We start from the raw sequence: 12,574 nt of genomic DNA on the forward strand, positions 1-12,574 counted from the left end.
GAGAGTGGCAAAGGATTTTGAGCGACAGCCTCAAATCCCTTCGCCGGCGTTATCCGGATCAGGTTCGACGGGTATTTTCTCAGCACACGCTTTCGCGCAGCACCCCGTTGAGAACGGCGGTATTGTAATGATTTGGTGAATATTACGAAAGTGTTATGGTTCCGGCGGCGCAAACCACGCCGATTTAAAGTCAAACCAGCCCAGCGTATTCATCCTTAAACCGCGCATACTGCGCTGCCCCTGGATCATCAGCCAGTGGTGGATCAGTGGGACGATCGCCTGCTGGGCCAGCAGTTGCTGGCACCAGACCGCAAGATTCATCTCCCCGGCGCGCCACTGTGCGGCATCCTGCTGCCAGTCGCGCGCGATGCAGTTTTGCAGAAGCGGCACTTCATACAGATGCGAGAACAGCGAGAAATCCAGCGGCAGGGTGAAGTTGACGCTGTTGAGCCAGATGTCGCTGACGATCTCTCCGCGATGCCACTCCTCATAGCTGACCTCCTGAATGTTGAGCGTCACCTGCTCGGCTGCCAACAGTTCGCTCATCATTCTGGCGATCACCCGATGTTCAATATGATCCCGGTAGAAGGTCAGGGTGATACTCTCCAGCCCGGCCGGTTTGTCGCCGCGTCCCGGACGGGCATGGTGCCAGCGTGGCAGCAGGCCATACGCCGGGAACCAGTAGGACTGATACATCTCTTCGGCCTGATAGATCAGATTGGCAGGGGAAAGGATGCGGCTTATCCACTGCCGGACCTCGGGGCTGGCACCGCGATGAGAGCGGGCATCGAACAACAGATAGTAGCACCCCTCTTCGAGGCGGCTCTCGACTGCCTTTTCCCCCTCCGTTGGCCCTTCCAGGGTCAGGCCGACGCTCAGCTCTTCATTGAGATCCGGCAACACCCAGACGTTCACTTCGTCAATCAAGGCCCGATAGCCAAAGTAGTCCTCAAAGGCGCGGATCTTCAGCTGATTATTGTTATTGCGGGAAACGGCGTAAGGCCCTGTTCCCACGGGATGGCCGGTAAAGTTGGGCATGGTTTCCCATTCGCGCGGCAGGATCATCGACGGCACATATCCCAGCAGCCACGGCAGCCAGCGGTCGGGCTGGGAGAGCTCAATATCGAGGGTCCAGGCCGTGGGGGACTGGATCCGGCTGATGTGCGAGTAAAGAGGTAATTCACGGGCGCGCTGCAGCGTGGCGATGACATCGGCCATCTCCAGCTCGCGTCCGTGATGAAAATGGATGCCTGGCCGTAAAAAAAACCGCCAGTGCAACGGGGAGAGCTGCTGCCAGTGGTGCGCAATGTCGGCTTCCAGTTCCCCATTTTCCTCATTTATGCGCGTCAGACCGCTAAATATCTGCCGTGCCATATGGGTTTCCGATCGCCGTAACGCACTGCCCGGTAAAAGGTTTTTCATCGGACGATAATAGAGCACGCGCAGGATATGTTTGCCCTGACGGAAGCTACGTCCGAGATGGGAAACCAGCATCTGGCGCACCGCGGCCTTATCGCCGACCAGCTGCACCAGCTGCTCGATGCGATCCTGCTCGAGCAGATCTTCCGCCCGCTGTTGCTGTAGCGCGAGCCCGGTGTAGAGGAAGGTAAGGCGCGAACGCTTGCCGCGCCCGGCTTCGGCTTCCCAGCTCAGCCATCCCTGCTGCTGCATAGTGTTAAGCAGGGTCCGCATATGACGACGCGAACAGCTGAGCAGATCGGCCAGCTCGCTGAGCGTGGTCTCCCGGGTCTGGCCGTCACAGCACTGCCACAGGCGGATGAATTGTTGTTGCAGACGACCAGAAGACATAAAAGAGGAACTCCTGACAAAAAATCAGCAATTTATTAATCCCTATATTAAGCCAATAATTCACTTCGATGAAGCGAGGAGGTGATTATGAAGAGGTCTGCCACAAATCAGTTTTACCGCCAGTACTTCTCAGCGACAAAGGGAGTGTCCTGGCTGGCCCGCCGGTGCGCAGAACAGCGGCTGAAAATACTGGAAGATCTGATGCAGTGGGAGGTGACAACGTCGACCTCGGAACGCTGAATTGCTTCTGTCATGTGTGACTGAGTATTGGTGCTAATCACCACGCCAGCAGGTATCATCTGCTGGCTTTTTTCGTTTTCACGTGCGCTAAAGGGAATAGGGAATGCTCTGGTTAATGACGATGGGACGCCGCCTCAACGGTGTTTACGCCGCTTTTTTAATGGTGGCTTTTATGATGGGCGTAGCCGGGGCACTGCAGGCGCCGACCCTGAGCCTGTTCCTGAGCCGCGAGGTGGGCGCTCAGCCGTTCTGGGTGGGGCTGTTCTATACCGTCAATGCCGTCGCCGGGATCCTGGTCAGCCTCTGGCTGGCGAAGCGCTCCGACAGCCAGGGCGATCGCCGCAAGTTAATCCTCTTTTGCTGCGCGATGGCGATTGGCAACGCGCTGCTGTTTGCCTTTAACCGTCATTATCTGACCTTATTAACCTGCGGCGTGCTGCTGGCTGCACTGGCCAATACCGCCATGCCGCAGCTGTTTGCTCTGGCGCGGGAATATGCCGACAGCTCCGCGCGCGAAGTGGTGATGTTCAGCTCGGTGATGCGTGCCCAGCTTTCGCTGGCCTGGGTTATCGGCCCGCCGCTGGCATTCATGCTGGCGCTTAACTACGGCTTTACCGCCATGTTCTCCATTGCGGCGGCCATTTTTGCAATCAGCCTGGGGCTGATTGCCTTCGCACTGCCTTCCGTTGCGAGGGTGGAATCGACGACTGCCGTTCCGGTGACGGAGGTAAGCGGCTGGAAAAATAAAAATGTCCGCAGGCTGTTTATCGCCTCCACGCTGATGTGGACCTGCAACACCATGTATATCATCGATATGCCCCTGTGGATCAGCAGCGATCTGGGCCTGCCGGACAAGCTGGCCGGGATCTTAATGGGCACCGCCGCCGGGCTGGAAATCCCGGCGATGATCCTTGCGGGCTACTACGTGAAATATTTTGGTAAACGCCGGATGATGGTGGTGGCGGTGGCGGCGGGTGTGCTGTTTTATCTGGGGTTGATCCTGTTTCACAGCCGTGAAGCGCTGCTCGCCCTGCAACTGTTTAACGCGGTCTTTATCGGTATCATCGCCGGGATTGGCATGCTCTGGTTCCAGGATTTGATGCCGGGACGGGCGGGCTCTGCCACAACGTTGTTTACCAACAGCATTTCAACCGGCGTGATTCTGGCGGGGATTATCCAGGGGGCGCTGGCGCAAAGCTACGGACATTCTGCGGTTTACATGGTCATTGCGGGGATTTCGCTGGTGACCCTGGTGCTCACCTGGCGGGTAAAAGATGTCTGAATAAAAAAAGTCCATTGCTCGTGCAATGGACTTTTTATCATGCGGGTTAAAGCGTTAGCTCATAAAGGCGGGCTGTTTGCTCTCGTAAGCAGCAATGGCGTCTTCGTGCTGCAGGGTCAGCCCGATGCTGTCCAGGCCGTTAATCATGCAGTGGCGGCGGAACGCGTCGATGTTAAAGCTGTAGGTTTTTTCTCCGGCTTTGACCACCTGCGCTTCCAGATCCACTTCAAAAGTAACACCCGGGTTGTTTTGCACTAATGTAAACAGCTCGTCGACCTGCTCGTCGCTCAGGGTGACCGGCAGGAGCTGGTTGTTGAAGCTGTTGCCGTAGAAGATGTCGGCAAAGCTCGGCGCAATCACCACCTTGAAACCGTAATCGGTCAGCGCCCACGGCGCATGTTCACGCGAGGAACCACAGCCGAAGTTTTCCCGCGCCAGCAGGATCGAGGCGCCTTTAAATGCCGGGAAGTTCAGCACGAACTCCGGGTTTGGCACTTCGCCTTTGTCATCCAGAAAACGCCAGTCGTTAAACAGATGTGCGCCAAAACCGGTGCGGGTGACCTTCTGCAAAAACTGCTTCGGAATGATGGCGTCGGTATCGACGTTAGCCGCGTCCAGAGGGACCACCAGGCCAGTATGTTGGGTAAATTTCTCTGCCATGATGGTCTCCTTATTTCAGGCTGCGAATATCAGCGAAATGGCCGGTCACTGCGGCGGCCGCGGCCATTGCCGGGCTAACCAGATGTGTGCGCCCACCGCGCCCCTGACGACCTTCAAAGTTACGGTTGCTGGTGGAGGCGCAGCGCTCGCCCGGATTCAGGCGATCGTTGTTCATGGCCAGACACATGGAGCAACCCGGCAGACGCCACTCAAAGCCTGCTTCAATGAAAATCTTATCCAGACCTTCGGCCTCTGCCTGCGCTTTTACCGGGCCGGAACCAGGCACTACCAGCGCCTGTACGCCCGGCGCCACTTTACGACCTTTCGCCACTTCTGCCGCCGCGCGCAGATCTTCAATGCGCGAGTTGGTGCAGGAGCCAATAAATACTTTATCAATGCTCACGTCGGTCAGCGGCACGCCCGGTTTCAGGCCCATATAGGCCAGCGCTTTCTCTGCGCTGGCGCGCTCAACCGGATCGGCAAACGAGGCCGGATCGGGAATGCTGTCATTTACGGAGATCACCTGACCCGGGTTAGTGCCCCAGGTGACCTGAGGCGCAATCGCTTCGGCCTGCAGGGTGACAACGGTGTCGAACACCGCGCCTTCGTCAGTTTTCAGGGTTTTCCAGTACGCAACCGCGTCATCGTAATGCTGACCTTTAGGGGCATGGAGACGATCTTTGACATAAGCGAAGGTGGTCTCATCCGGCGCAACCAGCCCGGCTTTCGCCCCCATTTCAATGGCCATGTTGCACAGGGTCATGCGGCCTTCCATGCTCAGGGCCTGGATTGCGCTGCCGCAAAACTCCACCACATGGCCGGTGCCGCCTGCGCTGCCGGTCTTACCGATGATCGCCAGCACAATGTCTTTTGCGGTGATGCCCGGAGCGGCCTCGCCGGTGACTTCGATTTTCATGGTCTTCGCGCGGCCCTGTTTCAGGGTCTGGGTCGCCAGCACATGTTCTACTTCCGAGGTGCCGATACCGAACGCCAGCGCGCCGAACGCACCGTGGGTCGCAGTATGGGAGTCGCCGCAGACGATGGTCATTCCCGGCAGGGTGATGCCCTGCTCAGGGCCCATCACGTGGACAATCCCCTGATACGGGTGATTCAGGTCGTACAGCTCAACGCCGAACTCTTTGCAGTTCTTAATCAGCTCCTGCATCTGAATACGCGCCATCTCACCGGAGGCGTTGATGTCTTTGGTCTGCGTCGAAACGTTATGATCCATCGTCGCAAAGGTTTTACCGGGCTGACGCACCGGACGATGGTGCGCGCGCAGGCCATCAAACGCCTGTGGCGACGTCACTTCATGCACCAGGTGGCGGTCGATATAGAGCAGTGGGGTTTCGTTCGGCGCTTCGAAGACCACGTGCGCATCAAACAATTTTTCGTACAACGTCTTCGCCATGATTACACCCCTTCAGCGACATAGCGGGCGATGATATCACCCATTTCATCAGTACCGACTGCGGCCGCACCACGGGCCAAATCACCGGTGCGAATGCCTTCTTCCAGCGCGCGGTTGATGGCGCTTTCGATGGCCGTTGCCGCGTCGTCAGCATTCAGGCTGTAGCGCAGCAGCAGTGCCAGGGAGAGGATCTGCGCAATCGGGTTAGCAATATTTTTGCCTGCGATGTCCGGCGCGGAGCCGCCTGCCGGTTCGTACAGGCCAAAACCTTCTTCGTTCAGGCTGGCGGATGGCAGCATGCCCATGGAACCGGTGATCATCGCGCACTCGTCGGAGAGAATGTCGCCGAACAGGTTGGAACACAGCAGCACGTCGAACTGGGACGGATCTTTAATCAGCTGCATGGTGGCGTTGTCGATATACATATGCGACAGCTGAACGTCCGGGTACTCCTGAGCGATTTCGTTGACGATTTCGCGCCACAGGATTGAGGATTGCAGCACGTTCGCTTTATCAATAGAGGTCACTTTATGGCCGCGTTTGCGGGCAGATTCGAATGCGATACGGGCGATGCGCTCGATCTCAAAACGGTGATACACCTCGGTATCAAAGGCTTTCTCGTGCTGACCGCTGCCTTCACGGCCTTTCGGCTGACCGAAGTAGATGCCGCCGGTCAGTTCACGGACGCACAGAATGTCGAAGCCGTTAGCGGCGATATCGGCGCGCAGCGGGCAGAACTCTTCCAGCCCCTGATACAGTTTGGCCGGGCGCAGGTTGCTGAACAGCTTGAAGTGTTTACGCAACGGCAGCAGCGCGCCGCGCTCTGGCTGCTCAGCTGGCGGCAGGTGTTCCCATTTCGGGCCACCCACGGAACCGAACAATACCGCGTCGGCATTCTCACAGCCGGTCACCGTTGCCTGCGGCAGCGGCGTACCCTGGTTATCGATCGCGATACCGCCCACGTCATAGTGGCTGGTGGTAATTTTCATCGCAAAACGGGTGCGGACAGCTTCCAGAACCTTCAGCGCCTGTGCCATAACTTCCGGGCCAATTCCGTCACCCGGCAACACAGCAATATGGTAATTCTTCGACATTACACGGTTTCCTTTTTGTTCTCTTTATTCTGAGCTTTGCGTTGCAACTCTTTTTCAACTTCCGCGGCACGCCAGATGTTGTTCAGGACGTGAACCATGGCTTTGGCGGAGGATTCGACGATATCGGTCGCGAGGCCCACGCCGTGGAAGCGACGCCCGTTATAGTTGACCACGATGTCGACCTGACCCAGCGCGTTTTTGCCCTGGCCTTTCGCCGTCAGATCGTATTTGACCAGCTCAACGTCGTAATCGGTGACGCGGTTAATGGCCTGATAGATGGCATCGACCGGACCGTTGCCGTTAGCCGCTTCGGCTTTAATCTCTTCGCCGCAGGCCAGCTTGACGGAGGCGGTAGCGATGTCGCTTGAGCCCGACTGCACGCTGAAGTAGTCCAGACGGAAATGCTCTGGCTCTTCCTGCTGTTTGTTGATAAACGCCAGCGCTTCCAGATCGTAATCAAAGACCTGACCCTTTTTATCGGCCAGCTTCAGGAAGGCGTCGTACAGGTGATCCATGTTGTAGTCGGTATCTTTGTAACCCATCTCTTCCATACGGTGTTTAACCGCCGCACGGCCAGAGCGGGAGGTCAGGTTCAACTGCACCTGATTCAGACCGATGGATTCTGGCGTCATGATTTCGTAGTTTTCACGGTTCTTCAGCACGCCGTCCTGGTGGATACCGGAGGAGTGGGCGAAGGCGCCGGTGCCAACGATCGCTTTGTTCGCCGGGATTGGCATGTTGCAGATCTGGCTGACGGTCTGGCTGGTGCGCCAGATTTCCTGGTGATTGATGCGGGTCTGCACGTTCATGATGTCTTTGCGCACTTTGATCGCCATGATCACTTCTTCCAGTGAACAGTTACCGGCGCGCTCACCGATGCCGTTCATCGCGCCTTCAACCTGGCGTGCGCCGGCATGGACCGCGGCGATGGCGTTACCCACCGCCAGGCCTAAATCGTCGTGGGTGTGAACGGAGATAATGGCTTTATCAATATTCGGCACGCGCTCATACAGGCCGGTAATGATGTTGGAGAATTCGAACGGCATGGTGTAGCCGACGGTATCAGGGATGTTGATGGTGGTAGCACCGGCACGGATGGCCGCTTCAACCACGCGGGCCAGATCTTCAATCGGCGTACGGCCTGCATCCTCACAGGAGAACTCAACGTCGTCGGTATAATTGCGGGCGCGTTTTACCATATAGATAGAGCGCTCGATCACCTCATCCAGCGTACTGCGCAGCTTGGTGGCGATATGCATCGGCGAGGTGGCAATAAAGGTATGAATGCGGAAAGCTTCGGCGACTTTCAGCGACTCGGCGGCGACATCGATATCTTTCTCGACGCAGCGAGCCAGGGCGCAGACCCGGCTGTTTTTGATGGTGCGGGCGATGGTCTGCACGGACTCAAAATCACCGGGAGAAGAGACCGGGAAGCCGACTTCCATCACGTCTACGCCCATACGTTCAAGGGCCAGAGCAATCTGCAATTTCTCTTTAACGCTCAGGCTTGCCTGTAATGCCTGTTCACCGTCACGTAAGGTCGTATCGAAAATAATGACTTGCTGGCTCATGGGTTAGGTCCTTGTCTGAATTTGGGCGCCTTGCTACGAGCATAAAAAAACCCGCGCAGTGGCGCGGGTTTTTTGTCTTAACCAGGGAACGATTCAACGCTGAATTTCGCCCGCCAGTCTACCGCGCACAGTGGATGCGTTTAGTAGTAGTAGACCGGTGAAACGAATGCTGTGAATCATGAATCATGTCCCAGATAAGTAAGATATGCTTTTAGTGGTACTGGATACGCAGATTGATGTCAACCCTTTCGATGCGAAAACGCCCATTGGCGCCCCTGACTCACGAGGGTGAAATTAGCTTATTGTGCTGGATTTTCCCTGTATGGCAATTTTGTTCTTCTGATTTATGTCGTGGTTTTTATCGCTGGAATTATTTAAATATATTTTATTGCACTTATTTAAATTTTAGAAACAATAATCATGGGTTTTCAATTCTTTATCTTTCATTAAGTTACCCTGATGCGTTGATCAAACTTGAGGCAAAGGTGGCTATCCTGATAATAAAATGTTAATCATTTTAATTAGATTGCTGGTAATGTTTTATTAAAACTTAATTAGTACTTAACGGATTGCCTTGTTGTTTATTTGTGTGATTTATGATTTCATTTACAATATAAACTAATCGATATGTTTTGTTTTTTCTTAAGCGTGTTTTCTTTTCTTATACCGTAACCCTGTCACCGCCGACGGGTATTTATATATTCCTAATTTGTAACATTTCTCTTTAGCTTGTTTTATATGCGTGATAAATCATATTTTTTAAATTTATTGTTGTACACGAGCAAAGGGAGTTCAGCGTGACAGTGGAGCAGGATATGTCTGAAGAAAGTAGCGAAAAATCGTCTGTGGCAGAGGGGACAAAACCCCAACTGCGCACGGTGGACCTGAATCTTTTAACGGTCTTTGATGCGGTAATGCAGGAGCAAAATATTACGCGTGCCGCCCAGTCGCTGGGGATGTCGCAACCCGCTGTCAGCAATGCCGTTGCAAGGCTCAAGGTTATGTTTAACGACGAATTATTTGTTCGTTATGGCCGCGGTATCCAGCCTACAGCCCGCGCCTATCAGCTGTTTGCATCGGTACGCCAGGCGCTGCAGCTTGTGCAGAATGAATTACCGGGATCGGGCTTTGACTCCAGCAGCAGCGAACGTATATTCCATCTGTGTGTTTGTAGCCCTCTGGATAATTACCTCACCTCACTTATTTATAATAAGGTTGAGCAGGTAGCGCCTAATATTCAGTTAGTTTTTAAGTCATCCCTTAATCAGAATACGGAGCATCAGCTACGCTATCAGGAAACGGAGTTTGTTATCGGCTACGAAGAGTTTCGCCGCCCTGAGTTTTCCTGTGTACCGTTATTCAAGGATGAAATGGTTCTGGTCACCAGCAAGAGCCATCCGCGCCTGAATGGTATGCTGCAAGAAAGCGATATTTACCGCGAGCAACATGCGGTGGTAGCCCTCGATCGTTACGCCTCATTTAGCCAGCCGTGGTATGACACGCCGGATAAGCAGGCCTGCGTGGCTTATCAGGGAATGGCGATGGTCAGTGTATTAAATATTGTCTCACAAACTCACCTTGTCGCTATTGCCCCGCGCTGGCTGGTTGAAGAGTTTGCCGAGCCGCTAAATTTACGCATTATGCCGTTGCCTCTGAGCCTTAACTCGCGGACCTGCTACCTTTCATGGCATGAAGCGGCCGGTCGCGATAAGGGCCATCAGTGGATGGAGGAGTTACTGGTAAGCGTTTGCCGCCGGTAAATGTCGTCAGAATAAATTTCAATATTTTTGTTATTTATCCTGTCTTTTATTTTATTTATGAAATTTTATCCTGCTTGAGGATTTTTCACTGCCGCTTGCTGGCAGTGAAAATGCATGAATTACTGTGCTTCTCCCTTTTTAAATGATGAACGCTCACTCCTCTTCGTTATCGTAGTAGATTTATCCATAACAAATATTAATACCTCTTATTTCTTCTTTTAGGTTAATGCGCCAGCCAGGGTTTGCTAATTGCCTGCCTTCCGGCGAGCGGTTATGGTAACTGTCACTCTGCACAATAAAAATCGCCAGGGGAAACCCTGACAATAAAGACGGCTCAGTATCTGGTTCTTCTGTCCGTCTGAAACGATAAGCCTGGAGGCAAATCATGGAGATGTTGTCTGGCGCCGAAATGGTCGTCCGATCGTTGATCGATCAGGGCGTGAAGCAAGTGTTCGGTTACCCTGGGGGCGCGGTCCTCGATATTTACGACGCACTACATACCGTTGGCGGTATCGATCATGTCCTGGTGCGTCATGAGCAAGCTGCCGTGCATATGGCCGACGGACTGGCGCGCGCGACAGGTGAGGTGGGCGTGGTGCTGGTGACATCCGGCCCTGGCGCGACCAACGCCATTACGGGTATCGCTACCGCGTATATGGATTCCATTCCAATGGTGGTGCTCTCTGGCCAGGTTGCGACCTCGCTGATTGGTTATGATGCCTTTCAGGAGTGCGACATGGTGGGTATCTCGCGCCCGGTGGTGAAACACAGTTTCCTGGTCAAGCAGACGGAAGATATTCCGGGCGTGCTGAAAAAGGCCTTCTGGCTGGCGGCCAGCGGACGTCCGGGACCGGTGGTGGTTGACCTTCCCAAAGATATTCTGAATCCGGCCAATAAACTGCCTTATGTCTGGCCGGAGTCGGTCAGCATGCGCTCCTACAACCCAACGACTCAGGGGCACAAGGGCCAGATCAAGCGCGCCCTGCAAACCCTGGCAACGGCAAAAAAGCCGGTGGTCTATGTGGGCGGCGGGGCGGTGAACGCCCGGTGTGAAGCACAGCTGCGAACGCTTATCGAAAAGCTGAATCTGCCGGTGGCCTCTTCATTAATGGGGCTCGGCGCGTTCCCGGCCACACATCGTCAGGCGCTCGGCATGCTTGGCATGCACGGCACGTATGAAGCCAACATGACGATGCACAATTCCGATGTCATCTTTGCCGTGGGGGTGCGCTTTGACGATCGCACCACGAATAATCTGGCGAAGTATTGCCCGAATGCGACGGTGCTGCACATCGACATCGATCCTACCTCTATTTCCAAAACCGTTCCGGCGGATGTGCCGATTGTGGGCGATGCGCGTCAGGTACTGGATCAGATGCTGGAGCTGCTTGCACAGGAAAACTATGCCCAACCGCTCGATGATATTCGTGACTGGTGGCTGCAAATTGAGCAGTGGCGTGCGCGTCAGTGCCTGAAGTACGACACTCAAAGCGAGAGCATCAAGCCGCAGGCGGTGATCGAAACGATCTGGCGGCTGACCAAAGGCGAAGCTTACGTTACCTCGGACGTCGGCCAGCACCAGATGTTTGCCGCGCTCTACTATCCATTTGATAAGCCACGTCGTTGGATTAACTCCGGCGGCCTCGGCACTATGGGCTTTGGCCTGCCTGCCGCGTTGGGCGTTAAGCTGGCGTTACCCGCAGAGACGGTGGTCTGCGTGACCGGCGATGGCAGTATCCAGATGAACATTCAGGAACTCTCCACCGCGCTGCAGTATGAGCTGCCGGTGCTGGTGCTCAATCTGAACAACGGCTACCTGGGCATGGTGAAGCAGTGGCAGGACATGATCTATTCCGGACGCCATTCCCAGTCGTATATGAATTCGTTGCCTGATTTTGTGCGTCTGGCAGAAGCCTACGGCCACATTGGCATGCGCATCAGCAATCCGGCAGAACTGGAAGCGAAGCTCGGTGAAGCCCTTGAGCACGTTAAAAATAACCGCCTGGTCTTTGTTGATGTGGTTGTGGATGGCACTGAGCATGTTTATCCGATGCATATTCGTGGCGGCGGTATGGATGAAATGTGGTTAAGCAAAACGGAGAGAACCTGATATGCGCCGGATATTATCTGTATTACTGGAAAACGAGTCCGGGGCGCTGTCGCGCGTGATTGGGCTCTTCGCACAGCGCGGCTATAACATTGAAAGCCTGACGGTGGCCCCGACGGACGATCCAACGCTTTCCCGTATGACTATTCAAACGGTCGGGGATGCCAAGGTGCTCGAGCAGATCGAAAAGCAGCTGCACAAGCTGGTTGATGTCTTACGCGTCAGCGAGCTGGGGCAGGGGGCTTACGTTGAACGCGAGATCATGCTGGTGAAAATTCAGGCCACCGGTTACGGGCGTGAAGAGGTGAAACGCAATGCGGATATTTTCCGCGGGCAGATCATTGACGTCACCCCCTCTATCTATACTGTTCAGCTTGCCGGCACCAGCGATAAGCTCGATGCCTTCCTCGCCTCGGTGCGGGATGTCGCAAAAATTGTTGAAGTGGCGCGTTCAGGCGTTGTGGGACTCTCCCGCGGCGACAAAGTGATGCGTTAAGGATAAAAAGTTCGCCTCTCTATTGCCCGGTGCGATTAACCGGGCTTTTTTTTGCGCCCGGATGCCGTTGTACAGACAAAAGCGGTTGCCGCACAGACTATTCTGCGCTTAGATGTTACAAGTTTTAGTCTTAACCCTGGCAAG

General features: G+C 54.7%; 11 protein-coding genes and 1 riboswitch. Of the genes, 5 read left to right on the forward strand and 6 right to left on the reverse strand.

Annotation, left to right across the window (positions count from 1 at the left end; genetic code table 11):
- Positions 1-17: 17 nt before the first annotated feature.
- Positions 18-117: riboswitch (TPP riboswitch) on the reverse strand.
- Between the two features lie 36 nt (positions 118-153).
- On the reverse strand, positions 154-1,809 hold the full coding sequence (gene sgrR, locus NB069_RS03425) for an HTH-type transcriptional regulator SgrR (RefSeq protein WP_250587791.1): 1,656 nt from the start codon (positions 1,807-1,809) through the stop codon (positions 154-156).
- 87 nt (positions 1,810-1,896) lie between these two features.
- Here sgrR and sgrT point away from each other — a divergent pair, with 87 nt between their 5' ends.
- Complete coding sequence (gene sgrT, locus NB069_RS03430; RefSeq protein WP_250587792.1) at positions 1,897-2,049, forward strand: glucose uptake inhibitor SgrT; 153 nt, start codon at positions 1,897-1,899, stop codon at positions 2,047-2,049.
- Positions 2,050-2,152: 103 nt separating this feature from the next.
- Positions 2,153-3,331, forward strand: a complete 1,179-nt coding sequence (locus NB069_RS03435; RefSeq protein ID WP_250587793.1) for a sugar efflux transporter — start codon at positions 2,153-2,155, stop codon at positions 3,329-3,331.
- Positions 3,332-3,385: 54 nt separating this feature from the next.
- Here the strand turns inward: NB069_RS03435 and leuD are convergent, their stop codons facing one another.
- From leuD to leuL, 5 genes are all read right to left on the reverse strand, one after another.
- Positions 3,386-3,991: a 3-isopropylmalate dehydratase small subunit gene (gene leuD, locus NB069_RS03440; protein WP_250587794.1), complete on the reverse strand. Its 606-nt coding sequence runs from the start codon at positions 3,989-3,991 to the stop codon at positions 3,386-3,388.
- 10 nt (positions 3,992-4,001) lie between these two features.
- Positions 4,002-5,402: a 3-isopropylmalate dehydratase large subunit gene (leuC, locus tag NB069_RS03445; protein ID WP_250587795.1), complete on the reverse strand. Its 1,401-nt coding sequence runs from the start codon at positions 5,400-5,402 to the stop codon at positions 4,002-4,004.
- 2 nt (positions 5,403-5,404) lie between these two features.
- Positions 5,405-6,496 (reverse strand): 3-isopropylmalate dehydrogenase, encoded by a 1,092-nt coding sequence (gene leuB / locus NB069_RS03450; protein ID WP_250587796.1) that lies wholly within the window; start codon positions 6,494-6,496, stop codon positions 5,405-5,407.
- Positions 6,496-8,067, reverse strand: coding sequence for a 2-isopropylmalate synthase (gene leuA / locus NB069_RS03455; protein ID WP_250587797.1), 1,572 nt, complete (start codon positions 8,065-8,067; stop codon positions 6,496-6,498). Before leuA ends, leuB begins: the two co-directional genes overlap by 1 nt.
- A gap of 93 nt (positions 8,068-8,160) precedes the next feature.
- A complete protein-coding gene (leuL, locus tag NB069_RS22510; protein ID WP_350223412.1) occupies positions 8,161-8,247 on the reverse strand; it encodes a leu operon leader peptide in 87 nt (28 codons plus the stop codon).
- A 635-nt stretch (positions 8,248-8,882) separates the two neighbouring features.
- On the opposite strand from leuL, the gene leuO reads away from it, so the two are divergent.
- The 3 genes from leuO to ilvN all read left to right on the forward strand — a co-directional run bounded on the left by leuO (position 8,883) and on the right by ilvN (position 12,430).
- Positions 8,883-9,827: a transcriptional regulator LeuO gene (leuO, locus tag NB069_RS03460; protein ID WP_250587798.1), complete on the forward strand. Its 945-nt coding sequence runs from the start codon at positions 8,883-8,885 to the stop codon at positions 9,825-9,827.
- Positions 9,828-10,212: 385 nt separating this feature from the next.
- Positions 10,213-11,937: an acetolactate synthase 3 large subunit gene (gene ilvI, locus NB069_RS03465; protein ID WP_250587799.1), complete on the forward strand. Its 1,725-nt coding sequence runs from the start codon at positions 10,213-10,215 to the stop codon at positions 11,935-11,937.
- 1 nt (position 11,938) lies between these two features.
- Entirely contained in the window at positions 11,939-12,430 is a 492-nt protein-coding gene (gene ilvN / locus NB069_RS03470; protein ID WP_032616525.1) for an acetolactate synthase small subunit, read from the forward strand.
- The last annotated feature ends 144 nt before the right edge of the window (positions 12,431-12,574 follow it).

The sequence above is a fragment of the Leclercia adecarboxylata genome, from assembly GCF_023639785.1.
GTDB classification, from domain to species: Bacteria; Pseudomonadota; Gammaproteobacteria; order Enterobacterales; family Enterobacteriaceae; genus Enterobacter; species Enterobacter adecarboxylatus_D.

Excerpts from the sequence above, each read along its gene's own strand:
- NB069_RS03435 (WP_250587793.1), top strand. The coding sequence starts at position 2,153 with ATGCTCTGGTTAATGACGATGGGACGCCGCCTCAACGGTGTTTACGCC.
- sgrT (WP_250587792.1), top strand. The coding sequence starts at position 1,897 with ATGAAGAGGTCTGCCACAAATCAGTTTTACCGCCAGTACTTCTCAGCG.
- sgrR (WP_250587791.1), bottom strand. The coding sequence starts at position 1,809 with ATGTCTTCTGGTCGTCTGCAACAACAATTCATCCGCCTGTGGCAGTGC.
- ilvI (WP_250587799.1), top strand. The coding sequence starts at position 10,213 with ATGGAGATGTTGTCTGGCGCCGAAATGGTCGTCCGATCGTTGATCGAT.
- leuD (WP_250587794.1), bottom strand. The coding sequence starts at position 3,991 with ATGGCAGAGAAATTTACCCAACATACTGGCCTGGTGGTCCCTCTGGAC.
- leuB (WP_250587796.1), bottom strand. The coding sequence starts at position 6,496 with ATGTCGAAGAATTACCATATTGCTGTGTTGCCGGGTGACGGAATTGGC.
- leuC (WP_250587795.1), bottom strand. The coding sequence starts at position 5,402 with ATGGCGAAGACGTTGTACGAAAAATTGTTTGATGCGCACGTGGTCTTC.
- leuO (WP_250587798.1), top strand. The coding sequence starts at position 8,883 with ATGTCTGAAGAAAGTAGCGAAAAATCGTCTGTGGCAGAGGGGACAAAA.
- ilvN (WP_032616525.1), top strand. The coding sequence starts at position 11,939 with ATGCGCCGGATATTATCTGTATTACTGGAAAACGAGTCCGGGGCGCTG.
- leuA (WP_250587797.1), bottom strand. The coding sequence starts at position 8,067 with ATGAGCCAGCAAGTCATTATTTTCGATACGACCTTACGTGACGGTGAA.
- leuL (WP_350223412.1), bottom strand. The coding sequence starts at position 8,247 with ATGATTCACAGCATTCGTTTCACCGGTCTACTACTACTAAACGCATCC.